Annotated in this window: 12 protein-coding genes; 8 read left to right on the top strand and 4 right to left on the bottom strand. The window is 69.8% G+C overall.

The genetic code is table 11. The features are described from left to right. Positions 1-54 precede the first annotated feature (54 nt). Complete coding sequence (locus Q0938_RS10340) at positions 55-891, top strand: EAL domain-containing protein (RefSeq protein ID WP_299361806.1); 837 nt, start codon at positions 55-57, stop codon at positions 889-891. A gap of 161 nt (positions 892-1,052) precedes the next feature. Continuing rightward, positions 1,053-1,778, top strand: a complete 726-nt coding sequence (gene phbB / locus Q0938_RS10345) for an acetoacetyl-CoA reductase (RefSeq protein ID WP_299361809.1) — start codon at positions 1,053-1,055, stop codon at positions 1,776-1,778. Positions 1,779-1,874: 96 nt separating this feature from the next. On the opposite strand, the gene Q0938_RS10350 is transcribed toward phbB, so the two are convergent. Genes Q0938_RS10350 through Q0938_RS10360 form a run of 3 tightly spaced genes read right to left on the bottom strand, consistent with a single transcriptional unit; the run spans position 1,875 to position 3,055 of the window. Then, positions 1,875-2,039: a YdcH family protein gene (locus tag Q0938_RS10350; RefSeq protein ID WP_299361812.1), complete on the bottom strand. Its 165-nt coding sequence runs from the start codon at positions 2,037-2,039 to the stop codon at positions 1,875-1,877. 45 nt (positions 2,040-2,084) lie between these two features. Further along, the gene (locus tag Q0938_RS10355) at positions 2,085-2,852 is read right to left on the bottom strand and encodes a methyltransferase domain-containing protein (protein ID WP_299361816.1); all 768 of its coding nucleotides are present in this window, start codon (positions 2,850-2,852) and stop codon (positions 2,085-2,087) included. Then, positions 2,849-3,055 (bottom strand): DUF2007 domain-containing protein, encoded by a 207-nt coding sequence (locus Q0938_RS10360; RefSeq protein ID WP_299362089.1) that lies wholly within the window; start codon positions 3,053-3,055, stop codon positions 2,849-2,851. Before Q0938_RS10360 ends, Q0938_RS10355 begins: the two co-directional genes overlap by 4 nt. Positions 3,056-3,128: 73 nt before the next feature. On the opposite strand from Q0938_RS10360, the gene Q0938_RS10365 reads away from it, so the two are divergent. Next, positions 3,129-4,130 carry a polyprenyl synthetase family protein gene (locus Q0938_RS10365; RefSeq protein WP_299361819.1) on the top strand — a complete coding sequence of 334 codons (1,002 nt, stop codon included), beginning with the start codon at positions 3,129-3,131 and terminating at the stop codon, positions 4,128-4,130. Positions 4,131-4,208: 78 nt separating this feature from the next. Here Q0938_RS10365 and Q0938_RS10370 read toward each other — a convergent pair whose 3' ends face one another. Continuing rightward, positions 4,209-5,681: an ammonium transporter gene (locus Q0938_RS10370; RefSeq protein WP_299361821.1), complete on the bottom strand. Its 1,473-nt coding sequence runs from the start codon at positions 5,679-5,681 to the stop codon at positions 4,209-4,211. 265 nt (positions 5,682-5,946) lie between these two features. Between Q0938_RS10370 and Q0938_RS10375 the strand changes: the two genes are divergently transcribed. From Q0938_RS10375 to Q0938_RS10395, 5 genes are all read left to right on the top strand, one after another. After that, complete coding sequence (locus tag Q0938_RS10375) at positions 5,947-8,418, top strand: transglycosylase domain-containing protein (RefSeq protein ID WP_299361823.1); 2,472 nt, start codon at positions 5,947-5,949, stop codon at positions 8,416-8,418. Between the two features lie 135 nt (positions 8,419-8,553). Further along, positions 8,554-10,290, top strand: coding sequence for a type I secretion system permease/ATPase (locus Q0938_RS10380; protein ID WP_299361825.1), 1,737 nt, complete (start codon positions 8,554-8,556; stop codon positions 10,288-10,290). Beyond that, positions 10,287-11,792: an HlyD family type I secretion periplasmic adaptor subunit gene (locus tag Q0938_RS10385; RefSeq protein WP_299361828.1), complete on the top strand. Its 1,506-nt coding sequence runs from the start codon at positions 10,287-10,289 to the stop codon at positions 11,790-11,792. The genes Q0938_RS10380 and Q0938_RS10385 overlap by 4 nt, the downstream gene beginning before the upstream one ends. A gap of 136 nt (positions 11,793-11,928) precedes the next feature. Beyond that, on the top strand, positions 11,929-13,305 hold the full coding sequence (gene trkA / locus Q0938_RS10390; RefSeq protein ID WP_299361830.1) for a Trk system potassium transporter TrkA: 1,377 nt from the start codon (positions 11,929-11,931) through the stop codon (positions 13,303-13,305). A gap of 13 nt (positions 13,306-13,318) precedes the next feature. Next, positions 13,319-14,950 (top strand): potassium transporter TrkG, encoded by a 1,632-nt coding sequence (locus tag Q0938_RS10395; RefSeq protein ID WP_299361832.1) that lies wholly within the window; start codon positions 13,319-13,321, stop codon positions 14,948-14,950. Positions 14,951-15,010 lie beyond the last annotated feature (60 nt).

The raw sequence follows: 15,010 nt of genomic DNA on the forward strand, positions 1-15,010 counted from the left end.
GGCCTATTGACGTATTCCCGGCGAGAGTGCTCCCAAAGAAGACAGGAGGCCAGCGTGACCCTTTCCGACGGGCCGGAACACAGCGAGATCGAGCGCGGGTCGCCCGTCGACTATGCCATCGACCAGCAGGCGCGCCTGACGCTGGCCACGGTGCAGGATTCGGTGTCACGCGGCGACGGTGTGCTTGCCTTCCAGCCGGTGGTGCAGGCCGACCGCCCGGATCGCCCGGCGTTCTACGAAGGGCTGATCCGGATCATTGACGTCACGGGGCGCCTGATTCCCCTGCGCGATTTCATGCCCCGCGTGGAAACCATGGAACTGGGGCGGCAGATCGACTGCCTGTCGCTGTCGCTTGGCTTGCAGACCCTGGCGCAGGAACCGGCGCTGCGATTGTCGGTGAACATGTCCGCCCGCACCATCGGCCATCCCGACTGGACCCGTATCCTGCTGCAGGGCATCGCCGGCCGGGAAAGCCTGGCCGAACGGCTGATCCTGGAAATCACCGAAAGCTCGGCGATGGACCTGCCCGATCCGGTCCGGCGATTCATGCACGACCTGCAGGGGCGCGGCATCAGCTTTGCGCTGGACGATTTCGGGGCCGGCTACACCTCGTTCCGGTACCTGCAGGATTTCTGCTTCGACATGATCAAGATCGACGGGCGGTTCATCCGCGACATCGCGCGGCACCGCGACAACCAGGTCCTCGCCCGGGCGCTGCAGACGATCGCCCATCATTTCGACATGTTCACCGTGGCCGAATCGGTCGAGACGGCCGAGGACGCCGCGTTCCTGATCGAGATGGGCGTGGACTGCCTGCAGGGCTACTATTTCGGCGCGCCGACAATCGTGCCGCCCTGGCGTTCGCCCAGCCCGGAATCGCGGCGGATGTGACAGCCCGCGCTGGCGCGACGATAAAATAACCACTTGATATGTAAGAACATACACATCTCATTCCCGCTCCGCAGCGCCGCCGCGCCTTCGCCTTGCGCAACAATTTGTCCCCGTCTAGCCTTCCGGTGTAACAGGATTTCACGCCACAAGGGGGGAACACCATGGCCAAGGTTGCAATCGTCACCGGGGGATCGCGCGGCATCGGCGCGGCGATCAGCAAGGCGCTGAAGGATCAGGGCTACACCGTCGCGGCAAACTATGCCGGCAACGACGAGGCGGCCCGGGCCTTCACGGACGAGACGGGGATCAAGACCTACAAGTGGTCGGTCGCCGACTACGACGCCTGCGCCGCCGGCGTGAAGCAGGTCGAGGACGAGCTGGGCCCGGTCGCGGTCCTGGTGAACAACGCCGGCATCACCCGCGACGCCATGTTCCACAAGATGACCCCCCAGCAGTGGAAAGAGGTGATCGACACCAACCTGACCGGCCTCTTCAACATGACCCATGCGGTCTGGAACGGCATGCGCGAGCGCAAGTTCGGCCGGATCGTGAACATCAGCTCGGTGAACGGTCAGAAGGGCCAGGCCGGGCAAGCCAACTATTCCGCCGCCAAGGCCGGCGACATCGGCTTTACCCGCGCGCTGGCTCAGGAAGGCGCGCGCGCCGGCATCACCGTCAACGCCGTCGCCCCCGGCTATATCGGAACGGAGATGGTCCGCGCCATCGACGAGAAGGTCCTGAGCGAGCGCATCATCCCGCAGATCCCGGTCGGCCGCCTGGGCGAACCGGAAGAGATCGCGCGCTGCGTCGTGTTCCTGGCCGCCGACGACGCGGGCTTCATCACCGGCTCGACGATCAGCGCCAACGGGGCGCAGTTCTTCAGCTGATCGGGACCGCAGGATCCCGCCACCGAAAAGGGCCGGCGCATCGCGCCGGCCCTGCATCGTTCAGGCAAATGGTTTGTCGAACGCGATCAATGGCGGTCAGTGGCTCAGCCGGGCGATCTCCTCTTTCAGCCGCAGCTTCTCACGCTTCATCTCGGTCAGTGTCAGGTCGTCAGTTCCAGGCTGGCGCTGGGCACGTTCCACGGCATCGGACAAGTTCTGGTGCTTCTTGCGCAGTTCCTGGACATGAGAGGCAACGGACATGACACATGCTCCTGTTCTGGTGGTCAGTGTCACAAGTCCATCACATTAGACCCCGCCTGTCACCGGGATTTCGCCGGTCCGCAGGTCCAGTGGCGCGGCGTTGCGCAACACTGCCTGCGCCGCAGGCGTCAGGTCCTCGCCGTCGTGCAGATGGCGCGCCGCCGCATGCAGGACGAGGGGCGCCAGCAGCCGCAGCGGACCACGGGCGCCCTTGCGGGCGGCGACGATCACGCGGCCCGCGGCCCGGCCGGCGCGCGCCGCGATCGGCAGGATCACCACGTCACCCGCCCGTCCGGCAAGCGCCACCAGGATCGCGTCCAGTCGTTCGGCCCGATGGATCAGGGTCAGTCGTCCCCCCGGGCGCAGCCGCCGCAGCCCCGCGTCCACCCAGGCCGGCAACGGCGTGGCCTCGTGGCGGGCCGCGGCGCGATAGGGGTCCGGCGCAGGCGTGCCGGACCCGAAGAACGGCGCGTTGGTCACCACGTGATCGAAGCTTTCCGCCCGCAGCGCCACCGGCATCCGCTCGACCTCGCCGGTGACGATCCGCGCCGGCAGCCCGGCAGCCACCGCATTGGTCCGGGCGAGTTCCGCCACCGTCTCGTCGCGTTCCAGCCCGGTCAGTACCAGTCCCGGCACCCGCACCCCCAGGCACAACAACGCGGCGCCCGCCCCGCAGCCCAGGTCCAGCACCGACTGGCCCGTCCGGGCGGGGCAGGCCGCCGCGAGCAGTACCGCGTCGGTGCCGGCGCGGTATCCGGTGACGGGCTGCGTCAACCGCAGGCGCCCCCCAAGGAAATCGTCGCTCCGCGTCACCCGATCCCGTGATCGCGCAGGATCGCCCGGGCCATGAAGAGGTCGCGATCTGCGACCATCAGCCGCCGGGGCAGGATGCCGATCGAGCCCTCGAGCACGCTCATGTGCTGGTCCAGGGCGAATGCGGTGATCCCTTCGCCGGCCAGCAGGTCGGTGGCGCGAACGATGGTCAGCGGGTCGGTGGTGCGCAGCAATTCCTTCATGGCAGACGCACGGTAAGCCTCGGTTGCTAAACTGTCCACGCCGTGGCAATGGCTCTGCGGAAAGGATGCGCGCATGGGTCTGAACGACAACGTTGCCGAGCCGCTGGAGCGGTTGTCCCGCCTGCTGGAAACGGACATGGCCGCGGTGACCGCCCTGATCCACGCCCGGATGAGCAGCCGGTACGCCCCCCGCATCCCCGAGGTGACCGCGCATCTGATCGAGGCGGGCGGCAAGCGGCTGCGCCCCATGCTGACCGTCGCGGCGGCGCGGATGCTGGGCTATGAGGGCGTGCAGCATCACCTGCTGGCGGCGGCCGTCGAATACATCCACACCGCAACGCTGCTGCATGACGACGTCGTCGACGAAAGCCGGCAGCGCCGCGGCCGGCCCACGGCCAACCTGCTGTGGGACAACAAGTCCAGCGTCCTGGTCGGCGACTATCTGTTCGCGCGCAGCTTTCAGCTGATGACCGAGGCGGGCAGCCTCCGGGTGATGGAAATCCTCGCGAATGCCTCGGCCACGATCTCGGAGGGGGAGGTCCTGCAGTTGTCCGCGGCGCAGGATCTGGCCACCGACGAGGCCGTCTACCTGCAGGTCGTCCGCGGCAAGACCGCGGCCCTGTTTTCCGCGGCAACCGAGGTCGGCGGCGTCGTCGCCGGCGCGACCGAGCCGCAGGTCCGGGCCCTGTATGATTACGGCGATGCGCTGGGGATCGCGTTCCAGATCGTCGATGACGTGCTCGATTATGGCGGCATCGCCGACCGGATCGGCAAGAACACCGGGGACGATTTCCGCGAGCGCAAGCTGACCCTGCCGGTGATCAAGGCGGTGGCGCTGGCGGACGCCGACGAACGCGCCTTCTGGCAGCGCACGATCGAGCGGGGCGACCAGCGCGACGGCGACCTGGACCAGGCGCTGGCAATCCTCGGACGCCACGGCGCCATCCAGGCGGCCCGCGCCGACGCGGTTGCCTGGGCCGCGCGGGCCCGGGCGGCGCTGGCGGCGCTGCCGCCGCATCCGGTGCGCGACCTGCTGGCCGAGATGGCCGACTTCGTCGTCGCCCGCGTCGCCTGAGCGACCGGTTCGAAACGGAAAGGACCCGGCCAGGGGCCGGGTCCGGTTCCAAGTCATCCCACCGGGGGGCGGGGCCGCTCAGTTATAGGCGTTCTCGCCGTGGGTGGTCAGATCCAGCCCCTGCCGCTCGTCGGCCGCATCGACCCGCAGCCCGATAACGGCCCGGACCACGTGGATCGCCACGAACGACACCACCCCCGACCAGCCAATGCAGATCAGCACGCCCAGGGTCTGCGACCAGACCTGCCCGGCCATGTCATACTCCCCGACCGCCCCGGCCGCATAGTCGAACACCCCGCCGCCGCCAAGCGCAGGTGCCGCAAAGACCCCCGTCAGGATGGCGCCGACGATTCCGCCCACGCCGTGGATGCCGAACACGTCGAGGCTGTCATCGATGCCGACCCGGCGCTTCATGGTGACCACGAACCACATGCAGACCAACCCGGCGATCAGACCGATCGCGATGGCGCCCATGGGCCCCACAAAGCCGGCCGCAGGGGTGATCGCGACCAGACCGGACACCGCGCCCGACACCCCGCCCAGCAGCGACGGATGCCCGCGCAGGGCCCATTCGCCAAAGCTCCACGCCAGGGTCGCGGCAGCGGTCGCCACGGTGGTGTTCAGGATCGCCAGCGCCGTCAGGCCGTTGGCTTCCAGGTTCGAACCGGCGTTGAACCCGAACCAGCCGATCCACAGCAGGCAGCCGCCCAGCAACGTGAAGGTCAGGTTGTGCGGGGCCATCACCTCGCGCCCGTAGCCGATGCGCGGGCCGGCGACGAGGGCGGCGACCAGCCCGGCGATTCCGGCGTTGATGTGGATCACCGTGCCGCCGGCGAAATCGAGCGCACCATGCCCGAACAGATAACCGGACGGGGCGTCAAAGGCGCTGGGGCCGCCCCACCACCAGACCATGTGGGCCATCGGCAGGTAGGACAGGAAGAACCAGATGATCACGAACCCGAGCACGGCCGAGAACTTCATCCGCTCGGCGATCGCCCCGACGATCAGCGCGGGCGCGATGCAGGCGAACGCCATCTGGAAGATCACGAAGGCCAGTTCCGGGATGTAGACCCCGGTCGAGAACGTCTCGACCACGGACCCCGTGTCGACGCCGGCGAGGAACGCCTTGGACAGCCCGCCGATGAACGGCGTCAGCGGACCGGCATCGGCCGCGTCGCCCGCCCCGGTAAAGGCCAGCGAATAGCCGAAGGCGACCCACAGGATCGCCATCACGCAGAACGTCGCCATGACCTGCATCAGCACCGACAGGACGTTGCGCGAGCGCACCAGCCCGCCATAGAACAGCGCCAGACCGGGCAGGGTCATCATCATCACCAGAACCGCCGACACCATGACCCAGGTGGTGTCGCCCTTGTCGGGGACCGGCAGGTCAGGGACGGGCGTCGGCGGCACGACATCGGCCGCCGCCTGGGCCAGCGCGACGTCCGCCGTCAGCATCACGATCGTCACGGCTGCAGCCCCCGCCCAGGCGATGCAGGACAGGCGGGGCGTTGCCGGACGGCGTTTCGGAAGGGTCAGAGCGTGTGTCATGGGTCCTCGTCGATCTGCAGCGGGCCGGGGGCGACCCGCACTGACCCTTACTGGCGACGAAAAGGGCAGATCGGGTCCAGTCGCCACAGCACCGTTGCCCCGCCGATTCCGGAACTGCCCGGAAAACGGGCAGCGAACCGGGGCCGATGCCATGAAGATGATCAGGTCACGAGTGGGTCAGCGGCGCGGGCGCAGGTTCTCAATCCGCCCCGATTGCTGTATCCAGCCCGGGAACAAGGCCGACAAACGGCCGCAGGATGCAGGCATGAAGAAACCCAACGGCACCCGGCGCATCGTCGCCGACAAGCGCTTTGCAGACGCGTCGACGGGGGCACAGCCCCCGGCTGCAGACGCTGGCCTGCCGCCGCAGAAGGCGCGGCGCCGCGCTTCGACGAAAAAGGCGCCGCCCAGGCGGCGCGGGAACGTCGTGACGCGCGGGGTGGCAGGGACGGTGTCGCTGATCTGGCGGATCATCTGGGGCAGCTTCTGGCGGCTGGGCCTTACCGTCCTGCTGATCCTGCTGTCTGCCTCGGCCTACTACTACTCCACCCTGCCGGAGCCGCAGGCGCTGTTCGACGGGCGGGCGCGCGGATCCGTCACGATGCTGGACCGCGACGGACGGGTGTTCGCATGGCGTGGCGAAACCTTCGGCACGGTCAGCGCCGACAAGATCGCCCCGGTGCTGAAGGACGCGGTGGTCGCGACCGAGGACCGGCGATTCTACAGCCATCTGGGGGTCGATCCGCGTGGTATCGCCAGCGCCATCAGGATCAACCTGGCCGAAGGGCGCGGACCGCTGGAAGGAAACGGCGGGTCGACCATCACCCAGCAGGTCGCCAAGCTGCTCTGCCTGGGCGAAAGCTTCGACCCGACCCGCTGGAAATCCGAGGCCGAGTTCGAGGCGGAATGCCGCCAATCTTCGCTGTGGCGCAAGGTCAAGGAGGTTCCCTACGCCCTGGCGATGGAGACCAAGTACTCCAAGGAAGACATCCTCAACATCTACATGAACCGCAGCTATCTGGGCGCCGGGGCCCGCGGGTTCGAGGCGGCCAGCCAGCGCTATTTCGGCAAGCCCGCCGCGGATGTCAGCGCCCCCGAGGCCGCGATGCTTGCCGGGCTTCTCAAGGCCCCCAGCTATTTCGCGCCGACCGGGAACCTGACCCGGGCCCGCGACCGCGCGGCAGTGATCCTGGGGCTAATGCACGAGCAGGATTACCTCACCGACGAGGAATTCGCCCAGGCCAAGGCGAACCCCGCCGCGCTCAGCAAGGCGGCGGCGGCCCGCGCGGGCGGCTACTTCGCGGACTGGGTGATGGAATCCGGCCCGGGCTTCCTGACCAGCGAGACGACCGAGGACGTGACGATCACCACCACGTTCGACCAGCGCATCCAGCGCGCGGCCGAGCGCGCGCTGAACAAGGTGTTCGACGAGAAGGTCAAGCCCGGGTCGAAGGCGCAGGCCGCGGTGGTCATCATGTCCGCCGACGGGGCCGTGCGCGCGATGATCGGGGGGCGCGACAGCACGGTGAACGGGGCCTTCAACCGCGCCACCCAGGCGGTGCGCCAGCCCGGGTCGGCGTTCAAGCCGTTCGTGTACGCTGCGGCGCTGGACATGGGCTATGGCCCCGGCAGCACCGTGCTGGACGCGCCTCTGACGATCAACGTTCGGGGGTCGGGCCCATGGTCCCCGCAGAACTATACCCGCAACTATCGCGGCGAGATCACGCTGACCGCGGCGCTATCCAACTCGATCAACACCTCGACCATCCGCCTGCAGGAAGCGGTGGGCCGCGACGCGGTGCGCCGCGTCGCCCGCGATTTCGGCTTTGCCCATGATCTGGCATCCGGGCCGTCGCTGGGGCTGGGCGTGTCCGAATCGACGCTGCTGGAAATGACCGGCGCCTACGCGGGCATTCGCAACGGCGGCACCTCGGTCCGGCCCTACGGGCTTGTCGAACTGCGGATCAAGGGCGACGACACCGCGCTGATGGGGCAGGCCGGGGGTCTGGGCAAGCGGGTGATTTCGCCCAAGGCCGCCAGCGACCTGATCGGCATGATGCGCGAGGTGATCCGGACGGGCACCGGCACTCGCGCCCGCCTGCCCGGCGATCGCGACGTGGCCGGCAAGACCGGCACCACCTCGTCGTACCGCGACGCCTGGTTCATCGGCTTTACCCAGCAATACGTGGCCGGGGTCTGGATGGGTTATGACGACAACACCCAGATGACCGGCGTCACCGGCGGCGGCCTGCCGGCCGAGATCTGGCGCGAGGTGATGGCCCAAATCCACGAGGGCCTGCCGAACGAGCTGCTGGACACCACCGGTCCGGACGGCGGCGGCCCGGTGCCGCAGGTCGTGGCGGTCAGCGACGGCGATCCGCTGGCCGCGGCCCTGGCGCAGGCGGTGGCAGAGGCCGCGCTGGTGCGCAACGTGCCGGGCGGCGGGGCGCAGGCCCCGATGCCCGATCGCGCGGCCGGATCGCTGGATGCGGCGCTGGCCGATGCGATGGTCACCGCACAGGATGGGGCTGACGCCGCCGTGGCCGAGATCCTTGCGGCCGAAAACCTGGCGGCGCAACAGCTTGGCGGACAGGTTCAGATGGCGCCAATCCCCGAACTGCCCGACGCCGGCGCATCGCCGGCCGGCCCGGATGCGGGCGGGTCCGCGCCACCAGCGGACGTTCCGCCCGACGACGCCCTTGCGGCTGCACTGGGCGCGGCGCTGCAGACCAACTGAGCGGACCGACGCCGCCCGCCGCAATCCCGGGAGTGGAACACTCGCTTAACCCTTTCCGTCTAACGCGGACAGGTCTAGGACGCCCGCAGTGAGGGTGAGTCGGATCGCCAGCGCGACTGGCAGGAATGCGGGGCCATGAGGCAGGCGGCACAGGACGGACCATCCGAACTCCGCACGGCGCGCCGGGCCGGATGGCACCTGCTGCTGTCGGTCGGGGTGTTTTCTGCCGCGGTGAACCTGCTCAACCTTACCGGGCCGCTGTTCATGATGCAGGTCTATGACCGGGTGCTGGGCAGCCGGTCGGTCGAGACGCTGACCGCGCTGTTCGTGCTGGTCACGTTTTTGTTCCTGTTGATGGGGCTGCTGGACCTGGCCCGCAACCGGGTCATGGCGCGGATCGCGGCACGGCTGCATGACCGGCTGGAGGGACGGGTGTTCCAGGCGGCCCTGCAGGAAGGCGCGCAGACCGGCAACCGCGCGGCGACCCAGGCGGGGCTCGCCGATCTGGATGCGGTGCAGCGGCTGGTCGCCTCGCCGGTGCTGCTGGCGCTGTTCGATCTGCCCTGGGCGCCGATGTTCCTCGCGGGCCTGTTCATCTTTCACCCGCTGCTGGGGGTGGTGGCCTGCCTGGGCGGGACAGTGCTGGTGATCGTGGCCCTGCTTAACCAACTGATGGTCCGCGAGCCGCTGCAGCAGGCGCAGATCGCCGCGCAGCAGGCCGACCGCGCCGCCACCCTCTACCGCGACGAAGGCGAACTGGTCGGGGCCTTGGGGATGCGGAACGCCAGCTATGCCCGATGGCAGCGGCTGCGCGACGGGGCGATGCTGCACGGGGTGCGCGGCGCCGACCGGGCCGCGACATTCACGGTGTTTTCCCGTACCTTCCGCCTGTTCCTGCAAAGCGCGCTGCTGGCGGCAGGCGCATGGCTGGTCCTGCAGGACCAGATCACGCCGGGCGCGATGATCGCCGCATCGATCCTGATGGGCCGGGCACTTGCGCCCATCGAACAACTGGTCGGCGGCTGGGCGCTGGTGCAGCGGGCGCAGGACGGCTGGCGGCGGCTGGGCGTGCTGCTGTCGCGCCGTCCGGCGCCCGCGGCGCGGACCCCCCTGCCCCGCCCGGTCGGCCGCCTGCAGGTGACCAACCTGACCGTGGTACCACCGGGATCCTCCGCACCGACCCTGCGCGGGGTCAGCTTTACCCTGCAGCCCGGACAGGCGCTGGGGGTGATCGGGTCGTCGGGCGCCGGCAAGTCGACGCTGGCCCGGGCCCTGACCGGCACCTGGGCACCGGCGGCGGGCACGATCCGGCTGGATGGCGCGACGCTGGATCAATACGACCCCGACGTTCTGGGCGGGCTGATCGGGTATCTGCCCCAGCACGTGACCCTGTTCGACGGGACCATCGCGGACAACATCGCCCGGCTTTCCCCCAATCCGGACCCCGACGCGGTGGTGCGCGCCGCGACCCGCGCCGCCGCCCATCAGATGATCCTGGACCTGCCGCTGGGCTACGATACGCCGCTTTCGCAGGCCGGGGCGCGCCTCTCCGGCGGGCAGATCCAGCGGCTGGGCCTGGCACGGGCGCTCTACAATGATCCGGTGCTGTTCGTGCTGGATGAACCGAACTCGAATCTGGACAACGAGGGATCGCAGGCGCTGAACGTCGCGATCCGCACGGTCAAGGCCCGCGGGGGCTCGGTTATCATCATGGCGCATCGGCCGGCGGCCATCGCGGAATGCGACCTGCTGCTGGTAATGGAACACGGCGCCGTCCGGGCCTTTGGCCCCCGCGACGAGATCCTGAAGTCGACCGTGCAGAATGCCGGCGAGATCCGGCGCGCCCAGGGCGCCGCGGGGGGCACGGCATGACTGCGCGGGCGGACCCGTCCCTGCCGCAGCCCGCCGGCGACTCCGCCGCCGCGGCAGCATTGATCCGGCGCGGGGGCAGCGTGCCGCCGCTGGTGGCCGTCGATTCGGTGGCCGAATGGGCCGGTCCGTCCCCCCGTGCCGCCGCGACGCAGCGCCGGCCGCGCCGGTCAGGACCGGACCGTGCCAGCCCGGCCGCCCCAGCCCCAGCCCGGCCGAAATGGCCGGTAGGCAGCGCCTTGGCCTTGGGACTGGTCAGCCTACTGGTCCTGGTGCTGGGATTCGGGGGCTGGGCAATCATGTCGCGCATCTCCGGCGCGGTGGTCGCCCCGGGCCAGGTCGAGGTCGAGCGGCACCGCCAGGTGGTCCAGCACCCGGACGGCGGCGTCGTCGATCGCATCCTCGTGCGCGAAGGCCAGCGGGTGGCCGCGGGTGACCCCCTGATCACGCTGGACGGTCAGCTGCTGCAGACCGAACTGGCGATCGTCGAGGGCCAGTATTTCGAGATCCTCGCCCGCCGGGGACGGCTGGAGGCTGAGCGGGACGAGGCCCCGAGCCCGGTCTTCCCCGACGACCTGCGACGCAGTGCCGAGACGCGTCCGGACCTGCAGTCGCTGATTGACGGGCAGCTGGGCCTGTTTGCGGCCCGCCGCGACACCCTGCGGCAGTCGCTGGACCAGCTGGAGAAGCAGGCCGAGCAGGTCGCCCAGCAGATCGAGGGCATCGACGCGCAGGCGGCCGCCGTCGAACGGCAGCGCGGCCTGATCGAGCGCGAACTTGCCGATCAGCAAAGTCTGCTGGACCGCGGTCTGGCGCAGGCCTCGCGGGTGCTGGCCCTGGAACGCGAGGCAGCCAGCCTGGACGGGCGTCTGGGCGAACTGACCGCGGCGCGGGCGCAGGGCGAGACCCGGCTGACCGAGATCGGCATCACCCGCCTGCAACAGGTCGCCGAACGGCGCGAGAGCGCCGAGACCGAACTGGGAGATCTGGGGTATCGCGAACTGGAACTGGCGGAGCGTCGCCGGTCGCTGTCCGATCAGATCGCCCGGCTCGAGATACGCGCGCCTGTCTCTGGTGTGGTCCACGAGATGCAGGTGACCACACCCCGGTCGGTGATCCGGCCCGCCGACCCGATCCTGCATCTGGTGCCTCAGGACCGGCCGCTTGTGGTTGCCGCGCGCATCTCGCCGATCCATGTCGACGAGGTGCGCGCCGGGCAGGACGTCACGCTGCGCCTGTCCGCGTTTTCATCCCGGACCACCCCGGAAATCCGCGGCCAGCTGCAGCAGATCTCGCCGGACGCGGTGGTCGATCCGGCGACGCAGGTGCCGTATTTCAGGGCCGAGGTGACGATCCCCCGGGCCGAACTCGACCGGCTCGGCGATCTGGACCTGGTTCCCGGGATGCCGGTCGAGGTGTTCGTGCAGACCGGCGAGCGCAGCCCGATGGCCTATCTGCTGCAACCCCTCACGGATTACTTCGCGCGCGCCTTCCGCGAATCGTGAAGGGTTGGTTCCCGCACGGGCGGTGGGCACGCCACCCCAGGCGTGGCGCCGGACCTCCGGTGCCGGCACCTGGCCGCCGCCGGGATTGCCCCGCTCCGCCTTTGTCCCTAAGCCTGACCCAGGACGGAGCGCGGGCATGAAGATCATCATCTGTGGCGCGGGTCAGGTCGGCTGGCAGATCGCCCGGCATCTCGCCAGCGAGCACAACGACATCACCGTGATCGACACCGACCCGGAACTGATCCGGCGCGCCACCGACATGCTGGACGTCCAGGGGGTGACCGGCTTTGCCAGCCATCCCGACGCGCTGGCCCAGGCGGGTGCCGCCGATTGCGACCTGCTGATCGCGGCCACCCATTCGGACGAGGTCAACATCGTCGCTTGCGAGGTGGCCAACTCGGTCTTCCAGGTCCCGCGCAAGATCGCCCGGCTGCGCGCGGCATCCTATCTCGACCCCAGCTATGCCGGCATGTACCGCACCAGCCACCTGCCGGTCGACGTGGTCATCAGTCCCGAGCGCGAGGTCGCGCGCGCCGCCATGCAGCGGCTGCAGGCCCCCGCGACATTCGACGTCGACACGTTCATGCGGGGCAAGGCGTGGATGCTGGGGCTGGCGCTGACCGAGGATTGTCCGATCCTCAACGCGCCGCTGCGTCAGCTGGACGACATGTTCGCCGACAACCGTGCCGTCGTGGTCGGCGTCCGCCGCGCCGGCAAGCTGTTTGCCCCCGAGCCGAACGACCAGCTGTTCGCGGGCGACCAGATCTATGTGGTCTGCCCGGCCGAACAGGTGGAACGCACGCTGGACCGGTTCGGCAAGCCGACCGCCCTGCCCGAACGGGTGATCGTCGTCGGCGCCGGCAATGTCGGTCTGGCCGTCGCGCAGATGATCGAACGGGATGCCCCGCACCTGAACGCCAAGCTGATCGAACGCGACCGCCGCCGGGCCGAGGCGGCGGCCGACGGGTTGCGCCGGGTGGTCGTGCTGCACGGCGACGGCATGTCGGCCGAACTGATGACCGAGGCGGGGGTGTCCGCGGCGGATGCCGTCCTGATGCTGACCGAGGATGACAAGACCAACCTGCTGGGTGCCGTCCGGGCCCGGCAGCTGGGCGCCCGGATGGTCGTGTCGCTGATCAACGATCCCACGCTGATCTCGCTGCGTGGCGCCCTGGGCATCGACGCCTATGTCGACCCTAGGGCCGCGACCGTCAGCACCATCCTGCGGCACATCCGGCACGGCCGGGTGCGCGACCTGTATTCGATCGGCGACGCCGAGGCCGAGCTGATCGAGGCGCAGGTCCTGCCCAGTTCGGGGTTGGCGGGACAGCTGATTGCCGACCTGGCGCTGCCCGCCGGGGCCCTGATCGGCGCGGTGCAGAAGGGCGACCGGCTGGTCAAGCCGGTGCCCAACCTGCGGATCGAGCCGGGGGATTCGGTGCTGATCTTTTCGCTGACCGGCGATCTGGCCGAGGTCGACGGCCTGCTGCAGGTCGGCATCGACTATTTCTGACGCATCGCCGCCCATGCAGCGTCTCGCCCGCCTGCCGATCATCCTGCAACTCGCGTTCCTGGGCGCGATCGCGATGCTGGTGCCGGCAATCCATGCCGCCGTGACGCTGAACTGGCCGCTGGCCCGGATCTTCGTGCAATCAGCGGTCGGCGGGGCGGTCGTGACGGTGCTGATCGGACTGGCGCTGCTGGGGCGCCCCGCCGCCGATCGGGTGCGCGGCGTGCTGCCGACGATGCTGGGCGTGTTCGCGGTCCTGCCGGTGCTGCTGGCCATCCCGATGGCCGCCGCGCTGCCGGACACCGGCCTGTTCAACGCCTGGTGGGAAATGCTGTCCTGCCTGACCACCACCGGGGCCACGCTCTATGCCCCCGACCTGCTGGACCCCAGCCTGCATCTGTGGCGTGCCCTCGTCGGCTGGCTGGGCGGGCTGTTCGTGCTGGTCGCGGCGGTGGCGCTGCTGGCGCCGCTGCATGTGGGCGGGTTCGAGATCGTGGTCGACACCGAGCCGGCCCCCGCCGTTGGACCGGGCGGCCGGACCCGGACCGAACGCCAGGCCCGCCCGGACAGCCGGATCCGCCGCATCTCGGCCGATCCGGCGTTCCGCATGTGGCGGTCCGGGGCGGCGGTGGCCCCGCCCTATGCGGGCCTGACCCTGGCCTTGTGGTTGGGGCTTATGCTGACCGGCGACAGCGGGCTGGTGGCCCTGTGCCGGGCCATGGGCACCTTGTCGACCAGCGGCATTTCCCCGGTCGGCGGGCCCGTGGGGGCGCCGTCGGGAGGGGTTCCCGCCGAAGCGCTGATCGCGCTGTTCCTGCTGACTGCCCTGTCCCGCCGGATGTGGCCGGGCGGCAACGAACTGCGCACCACCCGCAGGCTGCGCCGCGATCCGGAGCTGCGGATGGCCGCGGCGCTAGTCGCCATGGTCACGCTGGTCCTGGTGATCAGGCCGATGCTGGGGGTGCTAGGGGCCGCCGACCCGGTCAGCACCCCGGAACCGGCCGCCTCGGGCCTGGTGGGGGGACTCGCGCGGTCCTTGGCCGCCGCCTGGGGCACGGCGTTCAGCGCGCTGTCGTTCCTGACCACGACGGGCTGGACCTCGGTGCATTGGGAAGGCGCCCGCGCCTGGTCGGGCCTGTCCGCGCCCGGGCTGATGCTGGCCGGCCTCGCCATCATGGGCGGCGGCGTCGCCACCACGGCGGGCGGGGTCAAGCTGCTGCGGGTCTATGCGCTTGCGCGTCACAGCCAGCGCGAGCTTGAACGGATCGTTCACCCGGCTTCTGTCGGCGGGGGCGGCACGCGTGAACGACAGCTGCGCGAGGGCGGCGCCTATCTGGCGTTCATCTTCTTCATGCTGTTCGCGATGTCGATCGCGCTGGTGGTAGTGATGGTGTCGATCCGGCCCATCGCGATCGAGACCGCGACGATGCTGTCGGTCGCGGCGCTGACCAACACCGGGCCGCTGGCCGAGGCGATTCCCCTGATCCCCGCCTATCAGGGCAGCGCCGGCAGCGCGGGCGCACCGTGGGCCGGCTGGGCCGGGCTGTCGGTGTTCACCAAGTCCGTCCTCGCCGGTGCAATGGTCGCTGGCCGGATCGAAACCCTGGCCATCCTGGCGATGTTTGCCCCCGGCTTGTGGCGCCGCTGACCGAGGGTCGGGCACGCTGCGCGGAAAGATGCTGATGCGATGCGCCTGACCGATCAAGCA

The organism is uncultured Paracoccus sp., from assembly GCF_947496875.1.
Taxonomy (GTDB): domain Bacteria; phylum Pseudomonadota; class Alphaproteobacteria; order Rhodobacterales; family Rhodobacteraceae; genus Paracoccus.